The 25,534-nt window shown below is 67.7% G+C and carries 26 protein-coding genes; 23 read left to right on the top strand and 3 right to left on the bottom strand.

Going from position 1 to position 25,534, the window contains the following annotated elements:
* Nucleotides 1-67 precede the first annotated feature (67 nt).
* The gene (locus tag GS4_RS13360; protein ID WP_157226619.1) at nt 68-1,453 is read left to right on the top strand and encodes a hypothetical protein; all 1,386 of its coding nucleotides are present in this window, start codon (nt 68-70) and stop codon (nt 1,451-1,453) included.
* 54 nt (nt 1,454-1,507) lie between these two features.
* Here GS4_RS13360 and GS4_RS13355 read toward each other — a convergent pair whose 3' ends face one another.
* Nucleotides 1,508-2,674 carry a tyrosine-type recombinase/integrase gene (locus GS4_RS13355; RefSeq protein ID WP_007621355.1) on the bottom strand — a complete coding sequence of 389 codons (1,167 nt, stop codon included), beginning with the start codon at nt 2,672-2,674 and terminating at the stop codon, nt 1,508-1,510.
* 307 nt (nt 2,675-2,981) lie between these two features.
* Nucleotides 2,982-3,794, bottom strand: a complete 813-nt coding sequence (locus GS4_RS13350) for a shikimate 5-dehydrogenase (RefSeq protein WP_007621354.1) — start codon at nt 3,792-3,794, stop codon at nt 2,982-2,984.
* A 104-nt stretch (nt 3,795-3,898) separates the two neighbouring features.
* Between GS4_RS13350 and GS4_RS13345 the strand changes: the two genes are divergently transcribed.
* The 16 genes from GS4_RS13345 (at nt 3,899) to GS4_RS13270 (ending at nt 18,812) form a co-directional block, all read left to right on the top strand.
* The gene (locus GS4_RS13345; RefSeq protein ID WP_040510510.1) at nt 3,899-4,465 is read left to right on the top strand and encodes a dihydrofolate reductase family protein; all 567 of its coding nucleotides are present in this window, start codon (nt 3,899-3,901) and stop codon (nt 4,463-4,465) included.
* Nucleotides 4,466-4,500: 35 nt separating this feature from the next.
* Nucleotides 4,501-5,982 (top strand): glycosyltransferase 87 family protein, encoded by a 1,482-nt coding sequence (locus tag GS4_RS13340; protein ID WP_007621351.1) that lies wholly within the window; start codon nt 4,501-4,503, stop codon nt 5,980-5,982.
* Nucleotides 5,983-6,073: 91 nt separating this feature from the next.
* The gene (locus GS4_RS13335; protein ID WP_007621350.1) at nt 6,074-6,490 is read left to right on the top strand and encodes a TIGR02611 family protein; all 417 of its coding nucleotides are present in this window, start codon (nt 6,074-6,076) and stop codon (nt 6,488-6,490) included.
* 131 nt (nt 6,491-6,621) lie between these two features.
* Complete coding sequence (thrS, locus tag GS4_RS13330) at nt 6,622-8,694, top strand: threonine--tRNA ligase (RefSeq protein ID WP_007621349.1); 2,073 nt, start codon at nt 6,622-6,624, stop codon at nt 8,692-8,694.
* Complete coding sequence (locus tag GS4_RS13325; protein ID WP_007621348.1) at nt 8,687-9,292, top strand: ATP adenylyltransferase; 606 nt, start codon at nt 8,687-8,689, stop codon at nt 9,290-9,292. Before thrS ends, GS4_RS13325 begins: the two co-directional genes overlap by 8 nt.
* A 46-nt stretch (nt 9,293-9,338) precedes the next feature.
* Entirely contained in the window at nt 9,339-10,109 is a 771-nt protein-coding gene (gene pgsA / locus GS4_RS13320; protein WP_007621346.1) for a phosphatidylinositol phosphate synthase, read from the top strand.
* A 19-nt stretch (nt 10,110-10,128) separates the two neighbouring features.
* On the top strand, nt 10,129-11,097 hold the full coding sequence (locus GS4_RS13315; RefSeq protein ID WP_007621345.1) for a phosphatidylinositol mannoside acyltransferase: 969 nt from the start codon (nt 10,129-10,131) through the stop codon (nt 11,095-11,097).
* Nucleotides 11,094-12,218, top strand: a complete 1,125-nt coding sequence (locus GS4_RS13310; protein WP_007621344.1) for a glycosyltransferase family 4 protein — start codon at nt 11,094-11,096, stop codon at nt 12,216-12,218. Before GS4_RS13315 ends, GS4_RS13310 begins: the two co-directional genes overlap by 4 nt.
* A gap of 46 nt (nt 12,219-12,264) precedes the next feature.
* The gene (locus GS4_RS13305) at nt 12,265-12,798 is read left to right on the top strand and encodes a LemA family protein (RefSeq protein ID WP_007621343.1); all 534 of its coding nucleotides are present in this window, start codon (nt 12,265-12,267) and stop codon (nt 12,796-12,798) included.
* Nucleotides 12,799-12,985: 187 nt separating this feature from the next.
* Entirely contained in the window at nt 12,986-13,897 is a 912-nt protein-coding gene (gene pdxS, locus GS4_RS13300; RefSeq protein ID WP_051989727.1) for a pyridoxal 5'-phosphate synthase lyase subunit PdxS, read from the top strand.
* A 106-nt stretch (nt 13,898-14,003) separates the two neighbouring features.
* A complete protein-coding gene (locus tag GS4_RS13295) occupies nt 14,004-14,903 on the top strand; it encodes a PP2C family protein-serine/threonine phosphatase (RefSeq protein ID WP_007621341.1) in 900 nt (299 codons plus the stop codon).
* 9 nt (nt 14,904-14,912) lie between these two features.
* Nucleotides 14,913-15,650 (top strand): FHA domain-containing protein, encoded by a 738-nt coding sequence (locus GS4_RS13290; RefSeq protein ID WP_007621340.1) that lies wholly within the window; start codon nt 14,913-14,915, stop codon nt 15,648-15,650.
* Nucleotides 15,651-15,829: 179 nt separating this feature from the next.
* Nucleotides 15,830-16,342, top strand: a complete 513-nt coding sequence (locus GS4_RS13285; RefSeq protein WP_007621339.1) for a response regulator transcription factor — start codon at nt 15,830-15,832, stop codon at nt 16,340-16,342.
* A gap of 128 nt (nt 16,343-16,470) precedes the next feature.
* Nucleotides 16,471-17,325: an acyl-CoA thioesterase gene (locus GS4_RS13280; protein ID WP_007621338.1), complete on the top strand. Its 855-nt coding sequence runs from the start codon at nt 16,471-16,473 to the stop codon at nt 17,323-17,325.
* Complete coding sequence (gene pdxT, locus GS4_RS13275) at nt 17,322-17,948, top strand: pyridoxal 5'-phosphate synthase glutaminase subunit PdxT (protein ID WP_007621337.1); 627 nt, start codon at nt 17,322-17,324, stop codon at nt 17,946-17,948. The genes GS4_RS13280 and pdxT overlap by 4 nt, the downstream gene beginning before the upstream one ends.
* A 111-nt stretch (nt 17,949-18,059) precedes the next feature.
* Nucleotides 18,060-18,812: a YebC/PmpR family DNA-binding transcriptional regulator gene (locus GS4_RS13270; protein ID WP_007621335.1), complete on the top strand. Its 753-nt coding sequence runs from the start codon at nt 18,060-18,062 to the stop codon at nt 18,810-18,812.
* 18 nt (nt 18,813-18,830) lie between these two features.
* On the opposite strand, the gene GS4_RS13265 is transcribed toward GS4_RS13270, so the two are convergent.
* Complete coding sequence (locus GS4_RS13265; RefSeq protein WP_007621333.1) at nt 18,831-19,445, bottom strand: nucleoside/nucleotide kinase family protein; 615 nt, start codon at nt 19,443-19,445, stop codon at nt 18,831-18,833.
* Between the two features lie 133 nt (nt 19,446-19,578).
* Between GS4_RS13265 and ruvC the strand changes: the two genes are divergently transcribed.
* The 6 genes from ruvC (at nt 19,579) to secF (ending at nt 25,532) form a co-directional block, all read left to right on the top strand.
* Nucleotides 19,579-20,184, top strand: a complete 606-nt coding sequence (gene ruvC, locus GS4_RS13260) for a crossover junction endodeoxyribonuclease RuvC (RefSeq protein ID WP_007621331.1) — start codon at nt 19,579-19,581, stop codon at nt 20,182-20,184.
* On the top strand, nt 20,184-20,783 hold the full coding sequence (gene ruvA / locus GS4_RS13255; protein WP_007621329.1) for a Holliday junction branch migration protein RuvA: 600 nt from the start codon (nt 20,184-20,186) through the stop codon (nt 20,781-20,783). Before ruvC ends, ruvA begins: the two co-directional genes overlap by 1 nt.
* Nucleotides 20,780-21,865: a Holliday junction branch migration DNA helicase RuvB gene (gene ruvB, locus GS4_RS13250; RefSeq protein ID WP_007621327.1), complete on the top strand. Its 1,086-nt coding sequence runs from the start codon at nt 20,780-20,782 to the stop codon at nt 21,863-21,865. Before ruvA ends, ruvB begins: the two co-directional genes overlap by 4 nt.
* 272 nt (nt 21,866-22,137) lie before the next feature.
* The gene (gene yajC, locus GS4_RS13245; RefSeq protein ID WP_007621326.1) at nt 22,138-22,572 is read left to right on the top strand and encodes a preprotein translocase subunit YajC; all 435 of its coding nucleotides are present in this window, start codon (nt 22,138-22,140) and stop codon (nt 22,570-22,572) included.
* A 147-nt stretch (nt 22,573-22,719) separates the two neighbouring features.
* Entirely contained in the window at nt 22,720-24,324 is a 1,605-nt protein-coding gene (gene secD / locus GS4_RS13240; protein WP_007621316.1) for a protein translocase subunit SecD, read from the top strand.
* Nucleotides 24,321-25,532: a protein translocase subunit SecF gene (gene secF / locus GS4_RS13235; protein ID WP_007621315.1), complete on the top strand. Its 1,212-nt coding sequence runs from the start codon at nt 24,321-24,323 to the stop codon at nt 25,530-25,532. The genes secD and secF overlap by 4 nt, the downstream gene beginning before the upstream one ends.
* The last annotated feature ends 2 nt before the right edge of the window (nt 25,533-25,534 follow it).

Raw genomic sequence — 25,534 nt, 5'->3', positions numbered from 1 at the left:
AAATGCCGCTTGACACATCCGGTTGAGGAGTCCCGAGGTGGTTAGAGCCGGGGGTGTAAGGTTCGGCATGCCTTCAGACTCGCCTATCGCTATACCGGTTCTGGCTGTACGTGTCGGCGACACGATCTTCAAGGATCGTGCCACTAAGCCGCTGACGGTGGACGAGATCGACTGGGTTCTCGAGCACGAGCACGGTCCAATCGCCCGCTTCATTGGTGTCCCCGAGGGCAATGCGCGCCGGACATGGGTTTATCGTCTGTCTGGCGTCATCGGGTGCTTCAATGCGCCGGACGACGAAGCCCTGGAAGAACGAGAACCTACGCTTCGCAGCGTCGATCTGATCGGTGGCGACGTGTCTCGCGGAGTTGTGTCGCAGTACGAAATTGCTGCTAAGGATCTGACAGGCGACCACCTAGGCCTCTTCATCGGGGCGCATTCGGACGACGGCAAGTTCAATGTTCCCGCGCAGATCATCGAGATTCACCAGATTCCGAACCGCGCAACGCGGCCAGGCGCAGTCGTCACGGTGAGAATCGGGGAGACGCCGAGCCAACCCGCACGCGTAGATGGAGGGCTGTATCCGCCGGAGCAGGTGTTCGAGATCATTGAGCTGTTCCAAGAGGGCGATCCGGAATATCGCCACCCTCGCTGCTACGTGAATACTCGTGGGGGCTGCTCGGCCACGATCTCGGGTGAGCACTACGTGTCCCACGGCCTCATCAAGCTCTTCACCTTCGATGACCCGAACGCGACAATCCAGCACAACCACGGAGCCGGGATCGTACGGCCCGTCAAGCCCAAGAAGTTCGTCGCCAATGTGCTCTGCACCAGCCACAATCACGGACTTCACCCTGCGGACGACGCCGCCATCAGCTTTGCACGATTCATTCGAGACATCGCGCTTGAGTGGCGCGGGGGAGCAGGCGCGTGGGGAGACGAGGCTGAGGTGCACATCTCAGGCGACGATTTCCAGCGGTGGGCGTTGAAGCTTCTGTTGAATCATGCCGCCGCGAACGCTTTCACAGGAAACGGTGGCCGTGTGTCTACGCCGATACCTCCAGAGGCAGTCGACATCTTGCTTGGACGTGCCGAGTGGCCGGAGACATGGGGAATGTGCGTAGCGAGTCAGGTGGATAGCCCGCTTACGTTCGACCCCTTTAGGAACCCAGAGCCGATACTTTCCGACTGGTGGTCAGCGCAGCCGTTCCTGGCCAACGGAACTAACGCGATCTGCGGAGGCACGGTCCGACTCGCTGGGGTCGAATTCGGGATCACTCTGTACAACCAAGGACGGGAACTGGAAGCGTTCAGCGCGCCCGAGAACCCAATTCGAGGGTCGATACAACGTCCCAGCTTCATGCGCTGGGAGTTCGAGGGAGTCGGCAAAACGGTCTATTTTTCTTGGGAAGACGGGTGGGAACACAAGACCATCACGTACACGATGCGGCGCTGACTACTCGTTGAGGATTCAGATGGTGGCGCCGCGACTGAGTCCGGAGGTGAGGGATCAGACAGCGCCACCGGCTAGCGCCGAGAGCTTGTCGGCGAGCGCATCCGCACGGCCCGCCGCGACGTGCTGGTAGCGCATCGCCGCCGTCGACGTCGTGTGCCCGAGTCGGTCCATGACCTCCCGGGTCGTCGCGCCGGTCAGCGCAGCCATCACACCGCCGAAGTGCCGCAGGTCGTGGAAATGCAGCTCGGGCTTGCCGATGGCGTCGCGGGCAGCGAAGAACGGGACCCTGAACCGACCCTCGGCGTAGTAGGACCCCGATCCGGGATCGGGGAACAGCAGCGCGGTCCTGGCCTTGCCGACGTGCTCGGCTAGGTGCGCGGTGACGACCGGGCGCAGGTGCGGCGGCACGGTGACGGTCCGGTTCGACTCGCGGGTCTTGGGCGGGCCGCACACGTACTTGCGCTCCCGGTAGGTCACCGCCTTGTTGATCCGCACGGTGGCAGCCTCGGGGCCGATGTCGGCACGGGTGAGGGCGAACACCTCGCCGCGCCGCATCCCGCACCACCCGGCCAGGAGGACGGTGAGCTGCAACGTCTCCGGCATGGCATCGGCGAGCGCGGTCAGCTCGGGGGCCTCCAGCAGCACCACGTCGCGCTTGGTGCGCTTGACCGCCGACGCACCCTTGATACGTGCGGGGGAGCGGTCGATCAGCCCATCGTCGACTGCGGTGTTGAGCACCGCCGTCAGCACCCCGTAGGCCCGGGCGTTGCGGGTCGCGTGCTCCTCACCGAGGCCGGAGTGCCACGCGCGCACGTCCTCGGTGGTGATCTCGGTCAGCACCGCGTCGCCGAGCACCGGGAAGATGTTCTGGTCCAGGTGGTAGCGATAGTTCTCCCGGGTCCGCCGCGACAGGGAGCGGTGTTCCAGCCATCGGTCGGCGTAGACCCGCAACGTCAGCACCGCCGCCTTCGCCTTGGTGGCCCGGTCGGCGGGCGGGGTCCAGATGCCCTTGCCGGGGTTGCGGTGATCGAGGTCGATGAGGTCCTGCTCCGTCGACAGCCATGCCGTCGCGGCGTCCTTGGTCGGGAACGTGGCGGGCGCGTTGTGGATCGTCCCGTGGTGGAGGTAGCCCGCCTGCCACCTCCCCGAGGTCCGCTGGCGCAGCCGACCGAACGAGCGGCGGGTGCGGGGCTGTGTCTTGCTGGCGGCGCTACGGGCCATGTCGGGTCTCCTCGGGTGCATCGGCGGGCGACAGTTGGGCAACAAGCGGGCAATAGTGACACCAAACCGCCCTCAACCATCCTTACTCACCACAATACTCATAACCGCACGTCAAGTAGCTATTTCTGGCCTGTTCACGCTGGTTGGGCGTGGATTCAGACTGCCCGCTGGGGCTGGTTCGATCCCAGCCGGGACCACCCTTCTTTCTGATGCATCCGAGCGCATCGCGCCGCGTGCCGGCGATTCACCCACTCGAGACCGCCGGCGAGCGCACAGACTCCGCAGACCGACATCGCGAATTCCGAGCTCAGCTCCGCGAGAACGCCGACGCCCGCTCGACCTGTTCGCGCGTGATCTCGACGCCGGTGTACTTCTCGAACTGCCGCGCGGCCTGCAGGGCGATCACCTCGGCGCCGGTGATGACCCGGGTGTTCGCCGCACGGCCTGCGCGAATCAGTGGTGTCTCGGCGGGGAACGCCACGACGTCGAACACCACCTCGGCGGCCTCGATGTGCTCTGCGGAGAATGCGACGGTGTTCTCGTCGGCTCCCGCCATACCCAACGGGGTCACGTTGACCAAGATCGCTGCGCCTGGCGCGGGATCGTCGAGCACGTGCCGGTATTCGTACTTCTCGGCCAACGTGCGGCCCGCCTCGCGATTGCGGGCGACCACCGTCAGTTCGGCGAAGCCCGCGCCGCGGAAGGCTGCGACGACAGCCTTGGCCATCCCGCCCGATCCGCGCACCAGCACCGGAGCGAAGGGATCGAGTCCGTGCTCGGCGATCAAGGTCGCCACCGCCTCGTAGTCGGTGTTCGACGCTCGCAGACGGCCGTTGTCGTTGACGATGGTGTTGACCGACTCGATGGCTGCCGCGGAACCCTCGATCTCGTCGACCAAGTCGATCACCGCTTCCTTGAACGGCATCGAGACCGAGCATCCTCGGATGCCGAGTGCGCGCACGCCTCCGATCGCCGCTGCGATGTCGTCCGTGGTGAACGCCTTGTAGACGAAGTTCAGGCCGAGTTCGTCATACAGGAAGTTATGGAATCGGGTGCCGAGATTGGACGGACGTCCGGCCAGGGAGATGCACAGGGTCATGTCTTTGTTGAGGATCGGCATGACGCCAATCTAGATCCGTCCGGCCGCACAGCGATGAGTTCCGTCGACCGTGGCAGTCGATCATGCTGGAGTCGCCGACAGTCGGCGCTGAGGAGGAGTACGCCGTGGGCCGGATCGTCGTGACCGAGTTCGTCTCGCTGGACGGGGTGATGGAGGCACCCGGGGGCGAGCCCGGCTATCCGCACACGGGGTGGGTGACCGAGTATCCCGATCCCGAGGTCGAGGCCTTCAAGGCACAAGAAGTCTTCGAGGCGGAGGCGCATCTGCTGGGTCGCGTGACCTACGAGTCCTTCGCCGGCGCGTGGCCGCACTACGAGGACGAGATCGGGTTCGCCGACAAGATGAACGCCTTCCCCAAGTACGTCGTGACCAACACAGTGACCCGACTGGACTGGAACAACTCGACGGCGCTCGAGGGGCCGGTCGCCGACTCGGTACGTGATCTCCGTGACCGTACCGACGGCATCCTGCTGGTGGCGGGCAGTCGCACCCTCGTCCACGAACTGCTGGCGACCGACCTGGTCGACGAACTGCGACTCACGGTGTTCCCGCTGATCCTCGGTTCGGGATTCCGTGTGTTCCCCGAGGTCGAGACACCGATGCGGCTGACTCTCGCCGATAGCCGTGCGTTCCCCAGCGGGGTGACCGTCCAGATCTACCGTCGCGCCTGAAGGCGACGTCCCGACCGCGGCGTTAGGCTCCTGGGGTGTCCACCCCCGACGCCACCGTGAATCGTCCTGAGAGGACGACGATCCTGCAGTGGTGGGCAGTCGGGGCGGCAGCTCTCGCGGCGGTCGCGGTCGTCATCTGGCACCTCACCGCCATCTCACCCGACAACCCGTTCTACGCGCTGTTCGGCAACCTCACCGACCTCCGGGTGTACCGGGCGGGAGGGCAGGCGATCATCGATGGCCGGCCGCTCTACACGGCCCCGGTGCTCTGGGGGCTCGACTTCACCTACCCGCCGCTGTCGGCGCTGGTGTTCGTGCCGTTCGCAGCGATGGGGCAGACCGCGGCGAGTCTGGTGTGGTGGTCGGCCACCTTCGTCGCCCTCGCAGCCACCATCGGGCTGAGCCTGCGCAGTCTCGGCTACCGCATGGACCGACGCGTCGCGTTGTTCGCGCTGTTCCTGACGGTGGCATCGACCGCCCTCGAGCCGGTTCGCACCACCATCTGGCTCGGGCAGATCAACGTGTTCCTGATGCTCTTGGTGCTGGTCGACCTGGTCCTGCTCGACATGATCCGGCCCAACTCCCGCCTGCGCGGCATCGGTGTGGGACTCGCCGCCGGCCTCAAGCTCACCCCCGGTTTCTTCGTGCTGTACCTGCTGGCGACCCGGCGGTGGCGGGCGGCGGTCACCGCGGTGGTGACCTTCGTGCTGTCCATCGTGATCGGGTTGGTGGTCATCCGCGGCGACGCGAGTCAGTACTGGACGCAGTACGCGACCGGCGCAGCACGCGTCGGTCGCGTCGACTCACCCGCGAACCAGTCGATCAACGGTTTCATCTCGCAGCTGTTGGCCCACTTCGATATCCGGCGATACGCCGAACCGTTGAAGGGGATCCCGGTCTACGAGGCGCCGCCGTGGCTGTGGATGCCGATCGCCGTCGTCGCCGCGGCTGCCGGGCTCTGGGCGGCCTGGACATGCCACCGACGTGGACGGGAGCTGTTGGCCGTCACCATCACCGGCATGACCGGGGCCACGGTCTCACCGTTCTCCTGGGGCCACCACTGGGTGTGGTTGGTGCCGCTGTTCGTCATCGCCTTCGACTTCGCCTACCGCGGTCTCGCCCGCGGACGGTCGGCGTGGTGGCGTTGGCTGACCCCGGCGCTGATCGTGGTGCTGTCGTTCACGTGGGTCAAACACTGGTATCTCAGCGGGCCGCGATTCGGCTCCGACCACGCGATCGCGTTGGGGCTTTTCATGATGCCGCGCTGGCCGAATCCGCAATGGTGGGATCACCTGCTGGTGATCCTGTACTCCGGTTGCTACCCGCTGGTGTTGGCGCTGACGATCGTCGCCGTCGCGGTGACCGAACTCCGCGAACGACGGGCAGTGGTCGACGCCCCGGCGTGCGATGAGGTCGCCGCAGACGACGCCCGTGCGACGCCGGCGACCGTTCGAGCGGACGACACGATCGGCGGTGGCGCCCCCGCGTCGGCCGAGGCATCGCGCCCGACGACGTAATCTGGACATCGGAGGAAGATCTGCGGCGTCCCGCTGGGCGCCGCGGCACGGTGCAACCGGATGGGGTACGACCCGCCGACGGATGGGGAGCATGTCGACGACCTGGACGGACCTGCGGGTCTGGGCCCGTAAACGGCGCTACGTGATCCGCCGCGATCCCAAGCTGAACCTGGGATACCGCATCGGGGTCGGCCTCATCGGCGCAATGGTGCTGGCCGGCGGGATCGTGGCCATCCCGTATCCCGGGCCGGGCTGGTTGATCGTCTTCCTGGGACTCGGCATCTTGGCGTCGGAATTCACCTGGGCGCACCGCCTCTTGACATTTGCGCGAGGCAAGTACGACCTCTGGCTCGACTGGATGAAGCAACAGCACTGGTCGGTGCAGGCGCTGTTCGGCTTGGCGACCTTTGCCATCGTCTGTGTGACGTTGTGGCTGCTCGGGGCGATCGGCAGCGTCGCGGGATGGGTGGGCTTGCACCAGAGCTGGCTGCAGAGTCCGATCTTCTGACCTGTAGGTCGTGCCAACCCGGTCGCCGGTGCTCGGCGCCGACCGACGCGCGGATACCATGCTGTACAGCATCCGACCACCCCTCGACGACCGCAGCGCGGTCGCCGCCGATCGATCAGGAGTCCAGCACCGTGCCCGACGACATCAAGGTGACCACCCCCGCCACGATCCGTGTGCCGGCCGGGACCACCGCGGGCACGGCACTGCGGGAACTCGAACTCCCGAACAAGGGCCCGCAGGCGATCGTCGTGGTCCGTGACGACACCGGCGTGCTCCGCGACCTCTCGTGGGCGCCCGACGCCGACACCGACGTCACCCCGGTCGCCGCCGATACCGAGGACGGGCGCAGCGTGATCCGTCACTCGGCGGCGCACGTGCTCGCGCAGGCGGTGCAGGATCTCCACCCCGACGCCAAGCTCGGCATCGGCCCGCCGATCCGGGACGGCTTCTACTACGACTTCGATGTCGCCGAGCCCTTCACCCCCGAGGACCTGAGTGCCCTCGAGAAGAAGATGAAGCAGATCATCAAGTCGGGACAGCGGTTCTCCCGGCGGGTCTACGCGTCCACCGACGAGGCGAAGGCGGAACTGGCCGGTGAGCCGTACAAACTCGAGCTGGTCGACGACAAGGGGTCGGCCGACGATCCCGAGGTCATGGAGGTCGGCGCCGGAGAACTGACCGCCTACGACAACCTCAATCCGCGCACCGGCGAACGGATCTGGGGCGACCTGTGCCGCGGACCCCACGTCCCGACCACCAAGTACATCGCGGCGTTCAAGTTGACCCGGAGCTCGGCGGCCTACTGGCGCGGCGACCAGGACAACGCCGATCTTCAGCGTGTGTACGGCACCGCATGGGAGTCCGCCGAGGCCCAGGACGCCTACCTCGAACTGCTCGCCGAGGCAGAGCGCCGCGATCACCGGAAGCTAGGTGCCGAACTCGATCTGTTCAGCTTCCCCGACGAGCTCGGTTCGGGGCTGCCGGTCTTCCACCCCAAGGGCGGGATCATCCGCAAGGAGATGGAGGACTACTCGCGGGCGCAGCATGTGACGGCCGGGTACGAGTTCGTCAACACCCCGCACCTGACCAAGGGGCATCTGTTCGAGGTCTCGCGTCACCTCGACTGGTACGCCGACGGGATGTTCCCGCCGATGCACCTCGACGCGGAGTACAACGACGACGGGACCGTGCGCAAGCCGGGGCAGGACTACTACGTCAAGCCCATGAACTGTCCGATGCACAACCTGATCTTCCGTTCGCGCGGACGGTCGTATCGCGAGTTGCCGTTGCGGCTCTTCGAGTTCGGCTCCGTCTACCGCTACGAGAAGTCCGGTGTCATCCACGGCCTGACCCGCGCACGCGGCTTCACCCAGGACGACGCCCACATCTACTGCACGCAGGAGCAGGTCGTCGAGGAGCTGACGAGCACCCTGCAGTTCGTGTTGGACCTGCTGAAGGACTACGGCCTCGACGACTTCTACCTCGAGTTGTCGACCAAGGACCCGAAGAAGTTCGTCGGCACCGACGAACTGTGGGAACAGGCGACGGACACCCTGCGCGAGGTCGGGGAGCGGTCCGGACTGGAACTGGTCCCCGACCCGGGGGGCGCGGCGTTCTACGGACCGAAGATCTCCGTGCAGGCGCGTGACGCACTGGGACGTACCTGGCAGATGTCCACGCTGCAGCTCGACTTCTTCGAGCCGGAGCTCTTCGAGCTCGAGTACACGGCCTCCGACGGCACCAAGAAGCGGCCGGTGATGATCCACCGGGCACTCTTCGGGTCCATCGAGCGGTTCTTCGGCGTCCTCACCGAGCACTACGCCGGTGCGTTCCCGGCTTGGCTCGCCCCGGTGCAGGTCGTCGGCATCCCGGTCGCCGAGGCGTTTGCCGATCACCTGCAGGACGTGGTCACCCAGCTCAAGAAGCGCGGTGTGCGTGCCGAGGTCGATCACTCCGACGACCGGATGCAGAAGAAGATCCGCAACCACACCACCGGCAAGGTGCCGTTCATGCTGCTGGCCGGCGAACGTGACGTGGCGGCCGACGCGGTCAGCTTCCGGTTCCGGGACGGGACCCAGGTCAACGGCGTGCCGGTCGCGGACGCCATCGAGCTCGTCGACAGCTGGGTCAGGTCGCGGCGCAACGAGTCGCCGACCGCCGAGCTGCTCGCGATCGACACCGGCGTCGAGGCGGACCGTGGCTGAGGCCCCCGGCGGGGGCGGCATCCGGGACGAGGGCGTCGGCGTCCCGGATCGGCTGCAGCGGTTGTGGAGTCCGCACCGGATGACCTACATCACGGCAGACCCGCCGGCGTCGGAGAAGGCGACCGGTCACCCGTTCCTCGACATTCCGCGCAAGTCGGACGAGGACGGGCTGATCGTCGCGCGCGGCGAGTCCGTCTACGCCGTGCTGAACCTGTACCCCTACAACCCCGGGCACACCATGATCGTCCCGTATCGGCAGGTCGCCGATCTAGAGGATCTGACCCGCACGGAATCCGACGAGCTGATGGCTTTCACCCAGCGGATGATCAGGACCATCAAGTCGGTGTCCAACCCCAATGCGTTCAACGTCGGACTCAATCTGGGCAGCGCCGCAGGCGGATCACTCGCCGAGCACCTGCACCAGCACATCGTCCCGCGCTGGGTGGGCGACGCGAACTTCATCACGGTTGTCGGGGAGACGAAGGTCATGCCACAGTTGCTCCGCGACACGCGGTCCCTGCTCGCGGACGCCTGGACCCGATTCGAGCCCTCCGGGACCGACCAGAATCCGTCCGATCGAACGTCCACCGAACCGTGACGAGCTGCGGAGTCGCCGAGGGTCGCCGAGCGGAAGGAGCGCCGAAGTGCTGAGCATCCGTGGCCGCGCATCGGTGTCCAAGGTGACCCTCCCGATGGGGCGGGCGTTGCTGCGCACCGGCCTCACGCCCGACATGATGACCCTGATCGGCACGGTGGCGACCATCGCCGCCGCCCTGACGCTGTTCCCGATGGGCCAGCTGTTCTGGGGCACGATGGTGATCTGGCTGTTCGTGATGTTCGACATGCTCGACGGTGCCATGGCGCGGGCGCGCGGTGGTGGCACGCGGTTCGGCTCGGTTCTGGACGCCACGTGCGACCGCATCGCCGATGGTGCGATCTTCGCCGGCCTGGCGTGGTGGTGCACCGTCGAGCAGCCGCATCGGTTGTTGTTCGTCGCGACGATGATCTGCCTGGTGACCTCGCAGGTCATCTCCTACGCCAAAGCGCGAGCCGAGGCCAGCGGGCTCGACGGCGACGGCGGTCTGATCGAGCGACCGGACCGGCTGATCATCGTGCTCGTCGGCGCCGGCTTCACCGGGCTCGGTCTGCCGTGGGCGATCCACGTGGCCATGTGGCTGCTCGCCGTCGGCAGCGTCATCACGGTCGGCCAGCGGATGTGGTCGATCTATCGCTCGCCGGGCGCCCGAGACCTCATCTCGATCGCGCCCCCGGAGGTTGCCGACGCCGACACGGCAGCCGATCCCCGTACCGCAGCCCACCCCGATACCGCGGTCGACCCCGGGACCGTCGCGCAGCCCGACCGGGACGAACCGCCCGCGGCCGACGATCCGGCCGCACGGCCGGGCACCACCTGAGCGAACGACGGGGGAGACGATGACCACGTTGTCCGCACAGCTCGCCGACCTCGGATACCGGGCCGGTTGGGCTGCCGTGCGCTACGCACCCGAGCGCCTCGCGCGTGGCCTGTTCGACCGGGTCGGCGGTCTCGCCGGTCGCCGCAACGGCGGACCAGACCAACTGCGTCGCAATCTCTCCAGGGTGATCGGCGTGCCGCCGGACCGGGTCCCGGACGACCTCGTCGCCGATGCGGTCCGCTCATATGCGCGCTACTGGTGTGAGGCGTTCCGACTGCCCGCCGAGGATCTGGCTGCGCGAGCCGCCACGCTGACACTGCCGCAACCCGACCGCGATCGGTTGCGTGCGGCCCACGACCGGGGCAAGGGCGTGATCCTGGCTCTGCCACACTCCGGCAACTGGGACATGGCAGGGGTCTGGCTGGTCCAGAACTACGGTCAGTTCGCGACTGTCGCCGAACGGCTGCAACCGGAGTCGTTGTTCGACCAGTTCGTCGCCTACCGCGAGTCCCTGGGGTTCGAGATCTTCCCGCTCAGCGGTGGTGAGCAGCCGCCGTTCGAGCAGCTCGCCGAACGCTTGCGGGCGGGCGGGATAATCTGCCTGCTCGGTGAGCGTGATCTGGCGCGCCACGGTGTTCCGGTCACGTTCTTCGGCGAGCCGACCCGGATGCCTGCGGGATCGGCGCGACTCGCCATCGAGACCGGTGCGGCACTGCTGCCGGTCCACCACTGGTTCACCGAGGCGCCGATGTCCATGGCGTCCGTGGGTGAACCGATCGATGTGTCCGGGGGTGTCGAGGCCGCGACGCAGGCCTTGGCCACGGCCTTCGAGGCCAACATCGCCGCGCACCCGGCCGACTGGCACATGCTGCAGCCGCTGTGGGAGGCGGACTGGTCGGCCGAACGACGCGCCCGGATCGGTGTCCCGGACGATCACGGATCGGCGGACCCGACCAACGGCCTCGGAACCGGGGAGGTCGCGCCGTGAGGATCGGCATGATCTGCCCGTACTCGTTCGACGTTCCCGGCGGGGTCCAGGCACACGTCGTCGAGTTGGCCGGTGTGTTCATCGACCGCGGACACGAGGTCAGCGTGCTCGCGCCGGCGGCGGCGGACACGTCGTTGCCGGAGTATGTGGTCTCGGCCGGTCCGGCGCTGGCGATCCCGTACAACGGCTCCGTCTCCCGGGTGAACTTCAGCCCGCACGGCTACCTGCGCCTGCGTCGATGGATCGCCGACGGCGACTTCGACGTCCTGCACGTACACGAACCGAACTCGCCGAGCATCTCGATGCTCAGCTTGATGGTGGCCTCCGGTCCGATCGTCACGACGTTCCACACGTCGACGACGAAATCGTTGTGGCTCACCGTGTTCCAGGGCATTCTACGCCCGTATCACGAGCGTATTGCCGGCAAGATCGCCGTCTCCGAACTCGCTCGTCGTTGGCAGATGGAGTCTCTCGGTTCGGATGCGGTGGAGATCCCCAACGGCATCGACGTCGGCGGGTTCGCGACCGCCGAACCCCTGCCGGGATACCCGCATCCGGGACGATCGGTACTGTTTCTCGGGCGATACGACGAGCCGCGCAAGGGAATCGACGTCCTGATGCGCGCGCTGCCGACTGTCGTGGAAAGATTCGGGGACCTGCGGGTGCTGGTGGTCGGTGGCGGCAACGAACGTGCGCTGCGTCGGCGTGCCGGTGCACTGTCCGACCACCTGGTGTTCCTCGGGCAGGTCGACGACGAGACGAAGGCGCGTGCGCTGCGTTCGGCAGATGTGTACTGCGCGCCCAACCTCGGCGGTGAGAGTTTCGGCATCGTGCTGGTGGAGGCGATGGCGGCGGGCGCGGCGGTGATCGCCAGCGACCTGAATGCATTCCGACGCGTGCTCGACGACGGGACGGCCGGCCGGCTGGTCCCGACCGGTTCGGCGGACGACCTCGCGACGAGCATCGTCGAGTTGCTGTCCGACGACGACGCACGCGCCGATCTGGTCGCCCGGGGACGCGCCCGGGCGGCACGGTACGACTGGTCCAGGGTGGCGGACCAGATCCTGCGCGTCTATGACACGGTGACCGTCGGCGCTGGACCGGTGGTGGTCTCCGACTGATCGCCGGCGAGAGTCCGCGGCCGGCACGGGGACCGGAGAGGGAGGGATGACAGTTTCGGGATTGACGCTGACCATCGTGATCGCGGTGGCCATTGTCGTGGTGCTGATCGCGGGGTGGGCCTATCAGACGGCCAACCGGTTGGATCGGCTGAACGTGCGGGTCGACCTGGCGCGGCAGGCGCTTGAGGCGGCTCTGGCACGTCGTTCGGTCGTGGCCCGCGCGGTCGCTGCGGGGATGAGCTACAGCAGTGATCCGGACGTGAAGTCGGCCGGTCGCGAACTCGCGGCGGCGGCGGATCAGGCCGAGCACGCCGCGCCGATCCTGCGCGAGCAGGCAGAGAACACCATGTCGGCGGTGCTGGCCCGCACCGACACCGAGTCGCGACCACCGGCGCTGGTGGTGGAGCTCGCCGATGCCGAGACCCGCGTGATGATGGCGCGGCGCTTCTACAACGATGCCGTGCGCGACACTCGCGGTCTCGCCGAGCGTCGGGCGGTCCGCTGGCTGCACCTCGGCGGCACCGCGGAACTGCCGCAGTACTTCGAGATCATCGAGCGGATCACGCCGACCAATTTCTGATCGTCCGCGCCCGACGGGGTCGCGCGATCACGTCGAGCGGTACAGGACGCGGGTGACCGGCACGCGAGTGCCCTCGCCTAGAATCGACTGTGAACTGCACGTCGGTGGGAACCGACGCTCGCACCGAGACTCAGGAGACCAGGTGACAACTATCCAGTCAGGGAACACTCCCGGACCGGACGCACGGATCAACGGCGTCGGCCCCGATGAGGGCCCCGTCGGTCCGGGCACCGCCCGCGTCAAGCGCGGCATGGCGGAGATGCTCAAGGGCGGCGTGATCATGGACGTCGTCACACCGGAGCAGGCCAAGGTGGCCGAGGACGCCGGAGCGGTGGCCGTGATGGCGCTCGAGCGCGTCCCCGCCGACATCCGGGCGCAGGGTGGCGTCTCGAGGATGAGCGATCCCGACATGATCGACGGCATCATCGCCGCGGTCAGCATCCCGGTCATGGCGAAGGCCCGGATCGGTCACTTCGTCGAGGCGCAGGTGCTGCAGAGTCTCGGTGTCGACTACATCGACGAGTCCGAGGTCCTGACCCCGGCCGACTACAGCAACCACATCGACAAGTGGGCGTTCACCGTGCCGTTCGTGTGCGGTGCGACCAACCTGGGTGAGGCACTGCGCCGGATCACCGAGGGCGCGGCGATGATCCGCAGCAAGGGTGAGGCCGGAACCGGTGACGTCTCCAACGCCACCACCCACATGCGCAAGATCCGCGGGGAGATCCGACGCCTGACCTCGCTGCCCAAGGACGAGCTGTTCGTCGCGGCCAAGGAATTGCAGGCGCCATACGAGCTCGTCGCCGAGGTCGCCGAGCTCGGCAAGCTCCCGGTCACCCTGTTCACCGCGGGCGGTATCGCCACGCCGGCCGACGCCGCGATGATGATGCAGCTCGGCGCCGAGGGTGTGTTCGTCGGCTCGGGCATCTTCAAGTCGGGCAACCCGGCTCAGCGTGCCGCCGCGATCGTCCAGGCGACGACCTTCCACGACGATCCCGACGTCCTCGCCAAGGTCTCGCGCGGACTCGGTGAGGCGATGGTCGGGATCAACGTCGACGACATCCCACAGCCGCACCGCCTCGCCGAGCGCGGCTGGTAGGCGTGGGACGCGCGTTCGCCTTCGGGGCTCGTCCGTCATCGGCCGACGCGATCGATCGGATGACCATCGCGTCCCGGGCGCGTCGCACCGGTAGGATCTGCTGACCATGAACGCGGCGACCATAGTTCGGGATGCTTCCCGATCGGGCACCGACATCCTCGGCGATCTACGACTGGAGTGGTCGGTCGCCTGCAATGTCGGTCGGGTGCGGGAGACCAACGAGGATGCGGCCCTGGCCTTGCCGGGGCGCTACCTGCTCGCCGACGGCATGGGCGGGCACGACAGCGGCGAGTTGGCCAGCGAGGCCGCGCTGCTGACGCTCGCCGACGTCGAGGCCAGTGTCGACCAGGGGGAGACCCAGGCCGCGCTGATCGATCTGCTGTCCACCGCGCAGACCAAGATCGGTGAGATCTCCACCGAGTCCGAGCGTCGGGCCGGCACCACGGCCACCGGTCTGGTCCTGGTGACCCACGAGGGCCGACCGCACTGGCTGGTGCTCAACATCGGCGATTCTCGGACCTACCGTTATCAGGCGGGGGTCCTGGAGCAGCTGACCATCGACCACTCGCAGGTGCAGGAGTTCGTCGACGCGGGCTTCATCACCAAAGAGCAGGCCCGGGTCGACCCGCGCCGCAACGTCATCACCCGCGCGCTGGGTGCCGGGATGGTCGAGCCGCAGGCCGACTTCTTCTCCTTCGAGGCACTGCCGGGGGACCTCCTGCTGGTCTGCTCGGACGGCTTGACCGGCGAACTGCCCGACGAGGAGATCGAGGGCATCCTGGCCGACTCGCCCGACTCGGAGGTGGCCGCGGAGGCGCTGGTCGATGCCGCGCTGGGGCTCGGTGCACACGACAACGTGACCGTGATCGTCGTGGCGGTCCACGACTCGGTGTCGACCGCACAGGTCGCGGTTCCCGACGCCGATGCCGACCGGGTCGATGCGGATGCGGGCACGACCGACGAGGTCGGGGAGCCGGCGACCGTGGACGCCGACGACCGGCGCTGATCGGGCGCCGTGACGGTGGCACCCGAGCCCGCATCCGACGACGACCGGTCGTATGTGGACTACTGCGGTGAGTTCTTTCCGCTGACCGCCGGTCAACGTTTCTTCATCGGTCGCGAGGCCGACCTGTCGGTGGACGACAACCCCTATCTTCATCGACGATTCCTAGTGTTGCACAACGAGAACGGCCTCTGGTGGCTGACCAATCTGGGGACCCACCTGTCGGCGAGTGTGTCAGCGGGGGACGTCGGTTTCTCCGCCACGCTCGGACCCGGTGCGCGGATGCCGCTCGTGTTCGGCCGGACCACCGTGGTGTTCACCGCGGGCCCGACCACATACGAGGTCGACGTCGTGGCCAGCGCGCCGCAGGTGCGATCGGTGACGCGGCCGCAGGTCGCCGGCGGACGGACGACTCAAGGGGTCCCCACGCTCACCGAGAGTCAGAAGCTCCTCATCGTCGTACTCGCAGAGGAGATCCTGCGACGAGAGGGCACGGGTGCCAGCGCGATCCCTTCCTCGGCACAGGCAGCGGCGCGGCTGGGATGGCCGATCACCAAGTTCAATCGCAAGCTCGACAACGTCTGCGACAAGCTCGATCAGCTCGGCGTGAGCGGGATGCGTGGCGGCGGTGGACGTCTGGCGACCAATCGTCGGACCAAACTAGTCGAGTACGCGGTCGCGTCCCGCATCGTCACGCGCGCCGATCTCCCCCTCATCGACGACGAAGCGGCCCGCAACACCGCAGGCTGACGCATCCGGTGTCGTCTGCCGACCAGCCACCCTTCTGACCTGCGTCGATGGCATGGGTAGTTCTCCCCATGGGGTGGGTAGTTCTCCCCATCGACCCCGGAGCGGAAGCCTCATAACGTTTTCCTCATCAGCGAGGACGCCGCACCGAGCGGCCCCGAGACAGACGAGTGAGGATCACCATGACCGTTGTCGCACATCATGTTCCGCAGGCTCGGCCCGGCATCGACCAGCGTCGTCACCTCGAGGCGGCACGTCGTCGGCGCGAGGCACTCGAGCGTCTGGCCGCGCGACGGATGCCGGTGCCCGGCCGGCGGTACGTCGAGGTGGTGGCCGCACCCGACGGCCAGGTGGCACCCGTCCACGTCGGACCTCGCAACCGGCACGTCACCGTCGTCACGCCGTTCGACGACGATCGATCGATCACCTCGCCGGCTGTCGGTCTCTCGGTCGAGGCGAGCGAGCTACCCAAGCCGGCACTGACCGCTCGCGAGGTCGAGGTACTGCGGACCTGGCTGATGCTCGACTCCAAACCGGCCGTCGCCGAGGACCTCTACATCTCCCTGGGCACGGTGAACACCCATCTGACACGGATCCGGGCGAAGTACATCGAGGTGGGGCGCCCGGCGTCGACCAAGGCGGCACTCGTCGCCCGTGCCGTCCAGGACGGTCTGGTCTCGCTCGACGAGCTCTGAGTCGTGGATCGCGTATCGACACGGTCTCCGCTCTCCGGACCGCAGTCAGTCCGCGGTCACGTGTGGCGGAGGCCGCGGCGGAGGGGTCCGCGGCCTTCGAGCGCAGCGGCTTCGGGGATACTGTCCGGGTGGCAGCCATCCAGGACATCCTGCAGGTCGAAGCGATCGAGACCGACATCTATCGAGGTCCGTCGTTCCCCAGTCACCTGCAACGCACCTTCGGAGGTCAGGTCGCCGGACAGGCCCTGGTCTCGGCGGTCCGCACCGTCTCCGACGAGTTCCACGTGCATTCCCTGCACGGCTACTTCCTCCGTCCCGGCGATCCCGACCGTCCGGCGGTCTTCTTGGTCGATCGCATCCGTGACGGTCGGTCGTTCGTCACCCGACGGGTGACGGGGGTGCAGCAGGGTGAGGCGATCTTCACGATGTCGGCCTCGTTCCACGTCCCGACCGACACCGGAGTCGAGCACCAGGACCGGATGCCTCCGGCCCCGCAGCCCCACGAATTGCCCGATCGTCTCGCCGAGGCGACCGAAGAGGAGCTCGCCCCGTTCCGGGAGTGGGAGAAGTTCGACATCCGGATCGTCCCGCCCGAGCGACTCGTCCGATCCAACTACTTCGCGGCTCAGCAGCGGGTGTGGTTCCGCTACCGGGAACCGCTGCCCGACAACCAGGTGTTCCACGTCGGGACCCTGGCCTACATGAGCGACATGACGTTGCTCGGTTCGGCCCGCGTGCCGCATCCCGGGGTGGAACCGCAGATCGCGTCGCTCGACCACGCGATGTGGTTCCTGCGTCCGTTCCGTGCCGACGAGTGGCTGCTCTACGACCAGACCTCGCCGTCGGCCGATGCCGGTCGCGCGCTGACCCAGGGCCGGATCTTCGACCTGCAGGGCCGCATGGTCGCCGCGGTCACCCAGGAAGGACTGGCGCGTACCGGGCGCGATGTCCCCGCCGACCAGCACGCCCGGCGACCGAAGTGAGCGGCCCCACGCGTTCGCCGCGGATCGGCATCCTTGCGCTGCAGGGCGATGTCCGCGAACATGTCGACGCGCTGACCCACGCCGGGGCCGAGGCGGTCCCGGTACGTCGCCGCAGCGAATTGGACGCGGTGGACGGCATCGTCATCCCCGGTGGTGAATCGACGACGATGAGCCATCTGCTGACCGTCTTCGACCTGTTCGACCCGCTGCGCGAACGGCTCGCCGATGGGCTGCCCGCCTACGGATCGTGCGCCGGGATGATCATGCTCGCCGGCACCATCCTCGACACCCGGCCCGATGCCCGGCACCTGGACGCTCTCGACATCACCGTGCGCCGCAACGCGTTCGGACGACAGGTGCAGTCCTTCGAGACCGACCTCGAGGTCACCGGGATCACCGATCGCCCGGACGCCGGCGGTCCGATGCGGGCGGTGTTCATCCGGGCGCCGTGGGTCGAATCCGTGGCGCCGGACGTGGAGGTACTCGCCACCGTTCCGGACGGTCCCGCTGCCGGGCGGATCGTCGCGGTACGTCAGGGCGACGTCGTCGCGACGTCCTTCCACCCCGAGGTGACCGGCGACCGGCGCGTGCATGAATACTTCGTGGAGATGGTGCGCCGGTAAGCTCTTGTCGACGAGCGGTTCGAGCGACGCGACCCGGGAACAGTTGACGCGGGGGAGTCGTGCAGCGAACCCTTCACGCACGAAGAAGTCAGTCGGAAGGATGCGGGAGCCATGAGCGGCCATTCCAAATGGGCCACCACCAAGCACAAGAAGGCGGTCATCGACGCCAAGCGCGGCAAGATGTTCGCCAAGTTGATCAAGAACATCGAGGTGGCGGCCCGCACGGGCGGTGGTGACCCGGCAGGCAACCCGACGCTGTACGACGCCATCCAAAAGGCGAAGAAGTCGTCGGTGCCCAACGACAACATCGAGCGTGCACGCAAGCGCGGCGGTGGTGAAGAAGCCGGCGGCGCCGACTGGCAGACGATCATGTACGAGGGATACGGCCCGAACGGGGTCGCGGTGTTGGTCGAGTGCCTCACCGACAACCGCAACCGAGCGGCGGGCGAGGTCCGTACGGCGATGACCCGCAACGGCGGCAACATGGCCGACCCCGGTTCGGTGGCGTACCTGTTCACCCGTAAGGGCGTGGTGACGCTCGAGAAGAACGGACAGTCCGAGGACGACGTCCTGGTCGCGGTGCTGGACGCGGGCGCGGAGGAGGTGACCGATCTCGGTGAGTCGTTCGAGGTGGTCAGCGAGCCCGGAGACCTCGTCGCCGTGCGAACTGCCCTGCAGGACGCAGGCATCGACTACGACTCTGCCGAGGCCAGTTTCCGGGCATCGGTCGAGGTCGCCGTCGACGCCGACGGCGCCCGCAAGGTGTTCAAGCTGATCGATGCCCTCGAGGACTCCGACGACGTACAGAACGTCTACAGCAACGTCGACATCAGCGACGAGGTGCTCGCCGAGATCGACGACTGACGACGATCGGCCCGCTGCTCACGGGTGCGGCGGGCTGATCGCCGGCCGGTCCGGGTGCTCGTACCGGACCTCGATGTCCGCAGTCGGTGCGCCCAGGGCCTGTGTCAGCAGTGGCGCGATGGTCCACTGCTGATCGTCGGGTGTGCGCCGTCGCAGCGCCGCCTCGCTCATCTGCAACCGGACGGTCACCTCGAAACCCAACCCGCGTCCGAGCAGCATCGGCCCGGCCACGAGCACCACCTGGTCGGCATCGGCCTGCCTGCGTCGATCTCGAAACGATCTGTCGGCGACGGCATCCCACAGTCGAGGCAGCCAACGGCCGTCGCGACGCAGCGCCGACACCACCTCCCGATCGATCGCCGGGTAGTCGAACCACCCGTCGAGGTAGGTGTCGGGATCGGTGGCGCCGTACTCCATCCGCACCGACGCCGGCCTGATGAAGTCGGCGACCCGCACGACGTCCGCCGCGCGTCCGCGGGACCGCAGCACGTCGGCGACCTCGCCTGCCAATGTCGCCGGGTGGGCGGCATCGGGCCCGTCGACGGCGACGACGACCGGTCCACCCAAGCCCACACAGGCGTCGGCACAGCGGTTGGTGAGGCCGATCGGGGTGACCGGGGCATAGACCGTCATCGCCGACCATTCTCCACGTGCAGGGCGACGGCCATCCGAGCCGTGTTGCTGCCCGGTCGCCGGGTGCCGCGCGGGTAGAGTCTCGAACAACTGTTCGGGACCCGGCGTCGTCGGGTGGCCACTGGGAGGGTGTGTGCGGGTGATGGGCGTCGACCCGGGATTGACCCGGTGCGGCATCGCGCTGGTCGAGTCGGGTCGTGGCAGGCAGGTGACTGCGCTGGACGTCGACGTCGTGCGTACCCCGTCGGACATGGACCTGGCGGAACGACTCCTCGCCATCTACACCGCGGCATGCCATTGGCTCGACGTGCACCAACCCGAGGTGGTCGCGATCGAGAGGGTGTTCGCACAGAATCAGGTGTCGACCGCCATGGGCACTGCCCAAGCCGGTGGCGTGATCGCGCTGGCAGCGGGACAGCGGGACGTCCCGGTGCGATTCCACACGCCTTCTGAGGTGAAAGCGGCCGTCACCGGCAGCGGGCGCGCCGACAAGGCGCAGGTCACCACGATGGTCACCAAAATCCTCGGCATGCAGACCAAGCCTCGCCCGGCCGACGCCGCGGACGCACTCGCACTCGCCATCTGTCACTGCTGGCGCGGACCGATGCAGGAGCGGATGGCGCAGGCGCAGCAGCAGGCGGACGCACTCGCACGCCGACACCGCGCGAAGGTCGCCTCGGCACGGCAGGTCGCGTCCGCGACCGAGCAGAGAGCCGCGACAGGACAGAGGGGATCGTGATGATCGCATCCGTACGGGGACCGGTCGTCGACGTCGCGCTCGACCACGTGGTGGTGGATTGCGCGGGTGTCGGCTACCGGGTGCTCGCCACCCCGAGCACACTCGCGTCCATGCGGCGCGGCGAGGAGACCACCCTCCTGACCACCATGATCGTCCGCGAGGACTCGATGACTCTCTACGGCTTCACCGAGGCCGACGCGCGCGCGCTGTTCGCGCTGCTGCAGACCGTCACCGGTGTCGGCCCGCGCTTGGCGATGGCGACCCTGTCGGTACTCGAGCCCGATTCGTTGCGCCGTGCCCTCGCCGCATCCGACGTCAAGGCCCTCACGTCGGTGCCGGGTATCGGCAAGCGGGTCGCCGAACGACTTGTCGTGGAACTCCGCGACAAGGTCGAGTTGCCGACCACCTCGTCGTCCGAGGTCGTCACCACCACCACCGGCGGTTCCGTGCGCGACCAGGTCACCGAGGCGCTGGTCGGTCTCGGGTTCACCGCCGCGCCCGCGGAGAAGGCGGTGACCATCGTCCTCGCCGACATCCCGGACGCCGATGCCTCCACCGCGCTGCGGCGCTCCCTCACCCTGTTGGGCAAGACGGCATGAGCGAGCTCGGACCCGACGACGAGCGGGAGATCTCCGCCGGGCCGCTGCCGGGCGACGGTGACCTGGACGCCGGCCTGCGGCCTCGGTCCCTGGCCGATTTCATCGGTCAGCCACGGGTCTGCGAACAACTCGAGCTCGTCCTACACGGGGCCAAGGGCCGCGGCGGTACACCCGACCACATCCTCCTTTCCGGCCCGCCCGGGCTCGGCAAGACCTCGCTCGCGATGATCATCGCCTCGGAGATGGGTGCGGCCATCCGTGTGACGTCGGGTCCGGCACTGGAGCGGGCAGGCGACCTCGCCGCGATGCTCTCCAACCTGGTCGACGGCGACGTCCTGTTCATCGACGAGATCCACCGCATCGCGCGTCCGGCCGAGGAGATGCTCTACCTCGCGATGGAGGACTTCCGGGTGGACGTGGTGGTCGGCAAGGGCCCTGGTGCCACCTCCATCCCGCTGGACGTGGCACCGTTCACCCTGGTCGGGGCCACCACCAGGTCCGGGTCGCTGACGGGGCCGCTCCGCGACCGATTCGGGTTCACCGCCCACATGGAGTTCTACGAGACGACCGAACTGGTCCGCGTGCTCCGGCGCTCGGCGGGAATCCTCGGGATCACGCTGCTCGGCGACGCATCGTCGGAGATCGCGAGTCGTTCCCGCGGCACCCCACGTATCGCCAACCGCCTGCTCCGTCGGGTGCGGGACTACGCCGAGGTCCGCGGCGACGGGATCGTGACCGTCGACATCGCCCGTGCCGCGCTGGAGGTCTACGACGTCGATGAGCTCGGATTCGACCGGCTCGACCGGGCTGTGCTGAATGCGTTGGTCCGCGGCTTCGGCGGCGGACCGGTCGGTGTGTCGACACTTGCGGTGGCCGTCGGTGAGGAGCCCGCGACGGTCGAGGAGGTCTGCGAGCCGTTCCTGGTGCGCGCCGGGATGGTCGCGCGTACCCCGCGTGGCCGGGTGGCGACCGCCGCGGCGTGGCACCATCTCGGACTCACCCCGCCCGCCGACGCCCTCAACGCGTCGTTCGGCGTCCGTACCCGTGAGATCGCGACCGACTCCCTCTTCGACGACCTGTAGGCTCGCGGAGGTCCTCGGGGGGCATCGACGGTCCACGTCATGGTGCGCGCCGGAACCGGACATGGCGACATGGCACACTGTGAGAGGCGCGACTGCGGCGTCGACCGCAGGTCGGCGCAGGGACGACCCTTCGGGAGACCGGCGACGAGCCCCGGTGCGCGTCGCTGTCGGGTCGGTGTTTCCGCCCGGTGGCCGATTGCGCGCCACCAAACGACAGCAGTGCCGACCGAACCACAGACCGACGACCCTTATGAAGGACTGACGCAGTAACGATGGACGCCCTACTCTTCCCCCTCCTGCTGGCCCTCCTGGCCGGCTTCATGTTCCTCAGCATCCGCAAGCAGAAGAAGCGTGTGGCCGAGCAACAGCAGATGCAGAACTCGGTGACGACCGGCGCGCGCGTCCAGCTGACGTCCGGTCTGTACGGGACCGTCATCGACGCGGCTGCGGACGACTTCGTCGACGTCGAGATCGCGACCGGTGTGGTCACCCGCTGGAACCGACTGGCCATCATGAAGGTCGTCCCGACGGACGAGGCCGGAGCCACCTACGTGGGTGCCGTGCCGTCGCTGCCGGAGTCGCTCGACGACGACGTGGACTACTCCGCCGACGACGAGATCACCCCGGATGTCGACACCGACGCCATCACCCCGGACTCGCCCGAGGCGAGCAAGGGCGAGAACAAGCAGGCCGACACCGACAAGTGACATTGCGGTCCGCCGGTCGGTGACCGGCGGACGCAGGTCGATCGTGGACCGGTCGGGCCCATCGGGGCGGCCACGGGGTGGTCGCCCCGGGTGCACGTGTGTAGCTGATCACGCCGCGGCGTGACGTCGAAGGAGACCAGGACAGCAGTGACAACCTCACGCCGGGCGTCGAAGCGGTCGGGAGCTCGCAACGAGATCCCGCCGTGGCGACCCCTCACCGCCTTCCTCGTGTTGCTGGCCGTGGTCTACGGCCTGATCTTCTTCACCGGCGGGGGATCGCCCGAGCCCAAACTCGGCATCGATCTGCAGGGCGGGACGCGCGTCACGCTGACCGCACGCACACCCGACGGTGGTGCGCCCACGCGTGAGCAGCTCGACCAGGCCAAGCAGATCATCGAACAACGCGTCAACGGACTCGGTGTGTCCGGTTCCGAGGTCGTCGTCAACGGCAACAACCTGGTCATCACGGTGCCCGGCACCGACGGCAGCCAGGCGCGGACGCTGGGGCAGACGGCCCGTCTGTTCGTCCGGCCCGTCGAGGACGTCCAGCCCGCGACGCCGCAGCCACCGAAGCCTGCCGACGGCGATGACGCCGGTGCCGGTCCGGGATCCGCGTCGGCGGCCATCAACGAGCAACGCAAGCTGCGTCAGGCCCCGGCCGGCGGCGACCTCAACGCGCTGCGACAGCAGATGGCCAAGACCGATTGCTCCGCGGGAGCTGCGGATCCGTTGCGCGGCAACGACCTCCCGGATCAGTATCTGGTCGCCTGTGCCCAGGAGGGCAACGAGGTGTACCTCCTCGGTCCGGAGATCATCGACGGCCGCGACATCGCGAACGCGACGGCGGGCACCACGCAGCAGGCCGGCGCATGGATCGTGCAGGTCGAGTTCAAGGGCGAGGCCCGCGACTTCTGGCCCAAGTACACCGCCGAGAACACCGGTAAACAGACCGCGTTCACGCTCGACACCGAGGTGGTCTCGGCACCCCAGATCCGCGGCGCGATCACCACCCCCAGCACCGAGATCAGCGGCAATTTCACCCAGAACGAGGCCAAGGATCTGGCCAACGTCCTGAAGTACGGTTCACTCCCGCTGTCCTTCGAGGCATCCGATGCCGAGACCGTCTCGGCGACACTGGGTTACGCGTCACTGAAGGCCGGTCTGATCGCCGGCGCGGTCGGCATGATCGCCGTCCTCATCTACGCCCTGGCGTACTACCGGATGCTGGGCATCCTCACGGTGCTCTCGCTCGTGCTCGCCGGCTTCATGGTCTACGGCATTATCGTGCTGCTCGGTCGGTGGATCGGCTTCACCCTCGACCTCGCGGGTATCGCCGGTCTGATCATCGGAATCGGCATGACGGCAGACTCGTTCGTCGTCTACTTCGAACGAATAAAGGACGAGATACGCGAGGGCCGGAGTTTCCGGTCCGCCGTTCCGCGCGGCTGGGCCAGCGCCCGACGCACCATCTGGTCGGGTAACGCAGTCAGCTTCATCGCCGCAGCCGTCATCTACATCCTGGCCGTCGGCGAGGTGAAGGGCTTCGCGTTCACGCTGGGCCTCACGACCATCCTGGACGTGGTCATCGTCTTCCTGGTCACCCATCCGCTGGTGGTCTACGCGAGCCGATCCGAGTTCTTGTCCCGCCCGAGCGTCAACGGTCTCGGCGCGGTCAGCGAGGTCGCCCGCCAGCGCCGCATCGCCGGACGTGCACAGGAGCGCGCGACCGCATCCGAAGGAGGTGTGCGATGACCGTCGACGAGCCACGCCGCGCACGCGGTGGCGACACAGCGACCGTCGGGGACGATCCCGACTCGGTCGCACCCGCGACCGGGTCGGATGCCGACTTCGTCGCCGACTCCGACCGGTCGTTCCTGTCGCGTCTCTACACGGGTACCGGTGCCTTCGAGGTCATCGGCAAACGACGGATGTGGTACCTGGTCACGGCGGCGATCCTGCTGGTCTGTGTGCTGTCGATCGTCTTCCGCCAGTTCACCCTCGGCATCGAGTTCGAAGGCGGTACCCAGGTCTCGATCCCGGTCTCCTCGGGTATCACCACCGAAGCGGTCGAGGGCGTCTTCAACGACACGCTGGGCAGCGAGCCGGAGTCGGTGCAGACCGCCGGTACCGGGTCGAGCGAGACGGTGCAGGTCCGCACCGAGCACCTCACCCAGCAGCAGACCGAACAGATCACGGCGGCTCTCGCCGAGAAGTTCGCGCCCGGGCTGACCGCCTCGGAGGTCAGTTCGTCGGACGTCAGCTCCACCTGGGGTGGCGAGATCACCGAGAAGATGCTGATCGCGCTGGCCGTCTTCCTGGTCATCGTCTTCATCTACATCGCGGTCCGCTTCGACCGGGAGATGTCCGTCGCGGCCCTGGCCTCGCTGTTCTTCGACATCGTCTGTACCGCGGGCGTCTACTCACTGATCGGCTGGGAGGTCACCCCGGCGACCGTCATCGGCCTGCTGACCATTCTCGGTTTCTCGCTGTACGACACCGTGGTCGTGTTCGACAAGGTCTCGGAGAACACCCGGTCGGTACTGCAGACCACCCGACGTACGTACGCCGAACAGGCCAACCTGGCGGTCAACCAGACGCTGATGCGATCGATCAACACGACGGTGATCTCGGTGCTGCCGATCATCGCCCTGATGGTCATCGCGGTCTGGCTGCTCGGTGTCGGCACCCTGAAGGACCTCGCACTGATCCAGCTGGTGGGCGTAGTGGTCGGTGCCTACTCGTCGATCTTCCTCGCGGCGCCGTTGCTGGTGACGCTCAAGGAGCGTCGATCCGACGTGGCCCGTCACACCAAGCGTGTGCTCGACCGGCGCGCGCGTGTCGCAGCCGGCGAGGACGTGCCCGCGGCTCGGCGTCCGGTCCGCGGTCGCGGCGTGACCTCCGACGCGGAGCCCACGGGCAAGCGGGGCGGTCCGTCGGGAAAGCGTCGACGTTCGCAGTGACA

Origin of the sequence: Gordonia soli NBRC 108243, assembly GCF_000334455.1 — a bacterium.
Taxonomy (GTDB): Bacteria; Actinomycetota; Actinomycetes; order Mycobacteriales; family Mycobacteriaceae; genus Gordonia; species Gordonia soli.
The sequence above is the reverse complement of the archived record's forward strand: the minus strand, read 5'-3'. Positions and strand labels throughout refer to the sequence as shown.

Bases quoted from the DNA above. Each gene is read 5' to 3' on its own strand.
- GS4_RS13315 (WP_007621345.1), top strand. From the start codon at position 10,129: ATGACCACGTTGTCCGCACAGCTCGCCGACCTCGGATACCGGGCCGGT.
- GS4_RS13285 (WP_007621339.1), top strand. From the start codon at position 15,830: ATGACCGTTGTCGCACATCATGTTCCGCAGGCTCGGCCCGGCATCGAC.
- GS4_RS13270 (WP_007621335.1), top strand. From the start codon at position 18,060: ATGAGCGGCCATTCCAAATGGGCCACCACCAAGCACAAGAAGGCGGTC.
- GS4_RS13265 (WP_007621333.1), bottom strand. From the start codon at position 19,445: ATGACGGTCTATGCCCCGGTCACCCCGATCGGCCTCACCAACCGCTGT.
- GS4_RS13350 (WP_007621354.1), bottom strand. From the start codon at position 3,794: ATGCCGATCCTCAACAAAGACATGACCCTGTGCATCTCCCTGGCCGGA.
- GS4_RS13355 (WP_007621355.1), bottom strand. From the start codon at position 2,674: ATGGCCCGTAGCGCCGCCAGCAAGACACAGCCCCGCACCCGCCGCTCG.
- GS4_RS13305 (WP_007621343.1), top strand. From the start codon at position 12,265: ATGACAGTTTCGGGATTGACGCTGACCATCGTGATCGCGGTGGCCATT.
- yajC (WP_007621326.1), top strand. From the start codon at position 22,138: ATGGACGCCCTACTCTTCCCCCTCCTGCTGGCCCTCCTGGCCGGCTTC.
- GS4_RS13295 (WP_007621341.1), top strand. From the start codon at position 14,004: ATGAACGCGGCGACCATAGTTCGGGATGCTTCCCGATCGGGCACCGAC.
- secF (WP_007621315.1), top strand. From the start codon at position 24,321: ATGACCGTCGACGAGCCACGCCGCGCACGCGGTGGCGACACAGCGACC.
- GS4_RS13360 (WP_157226619.1), top strand. From the start codon at position 68: ATGCCTTCAGACTCGCCTATCGCTATACCGGTTCTGGCTGTACGTGTC.
- GS4_RS13335 (WP_007621350.1), top strand. From the start codon at position 6,074: ATGTCGACGACCTGGACGGACCTGCGGGTCTGGGCCCGTAAACGGCGC.
- ruvA (WP_007621329.1), top strand. From the start codon at position 20,184: ATGATCGCATCCGTACGGGGACCGGTCGTCGACGTCGCGCTCGACCAC.
- ruvB (WP_007621327.1), top strand. From the start codon at position 20,780: ATGAGCGAGCTCGGACCCGACGACGAGCGGGAGATCTCCGCCGGGCCG.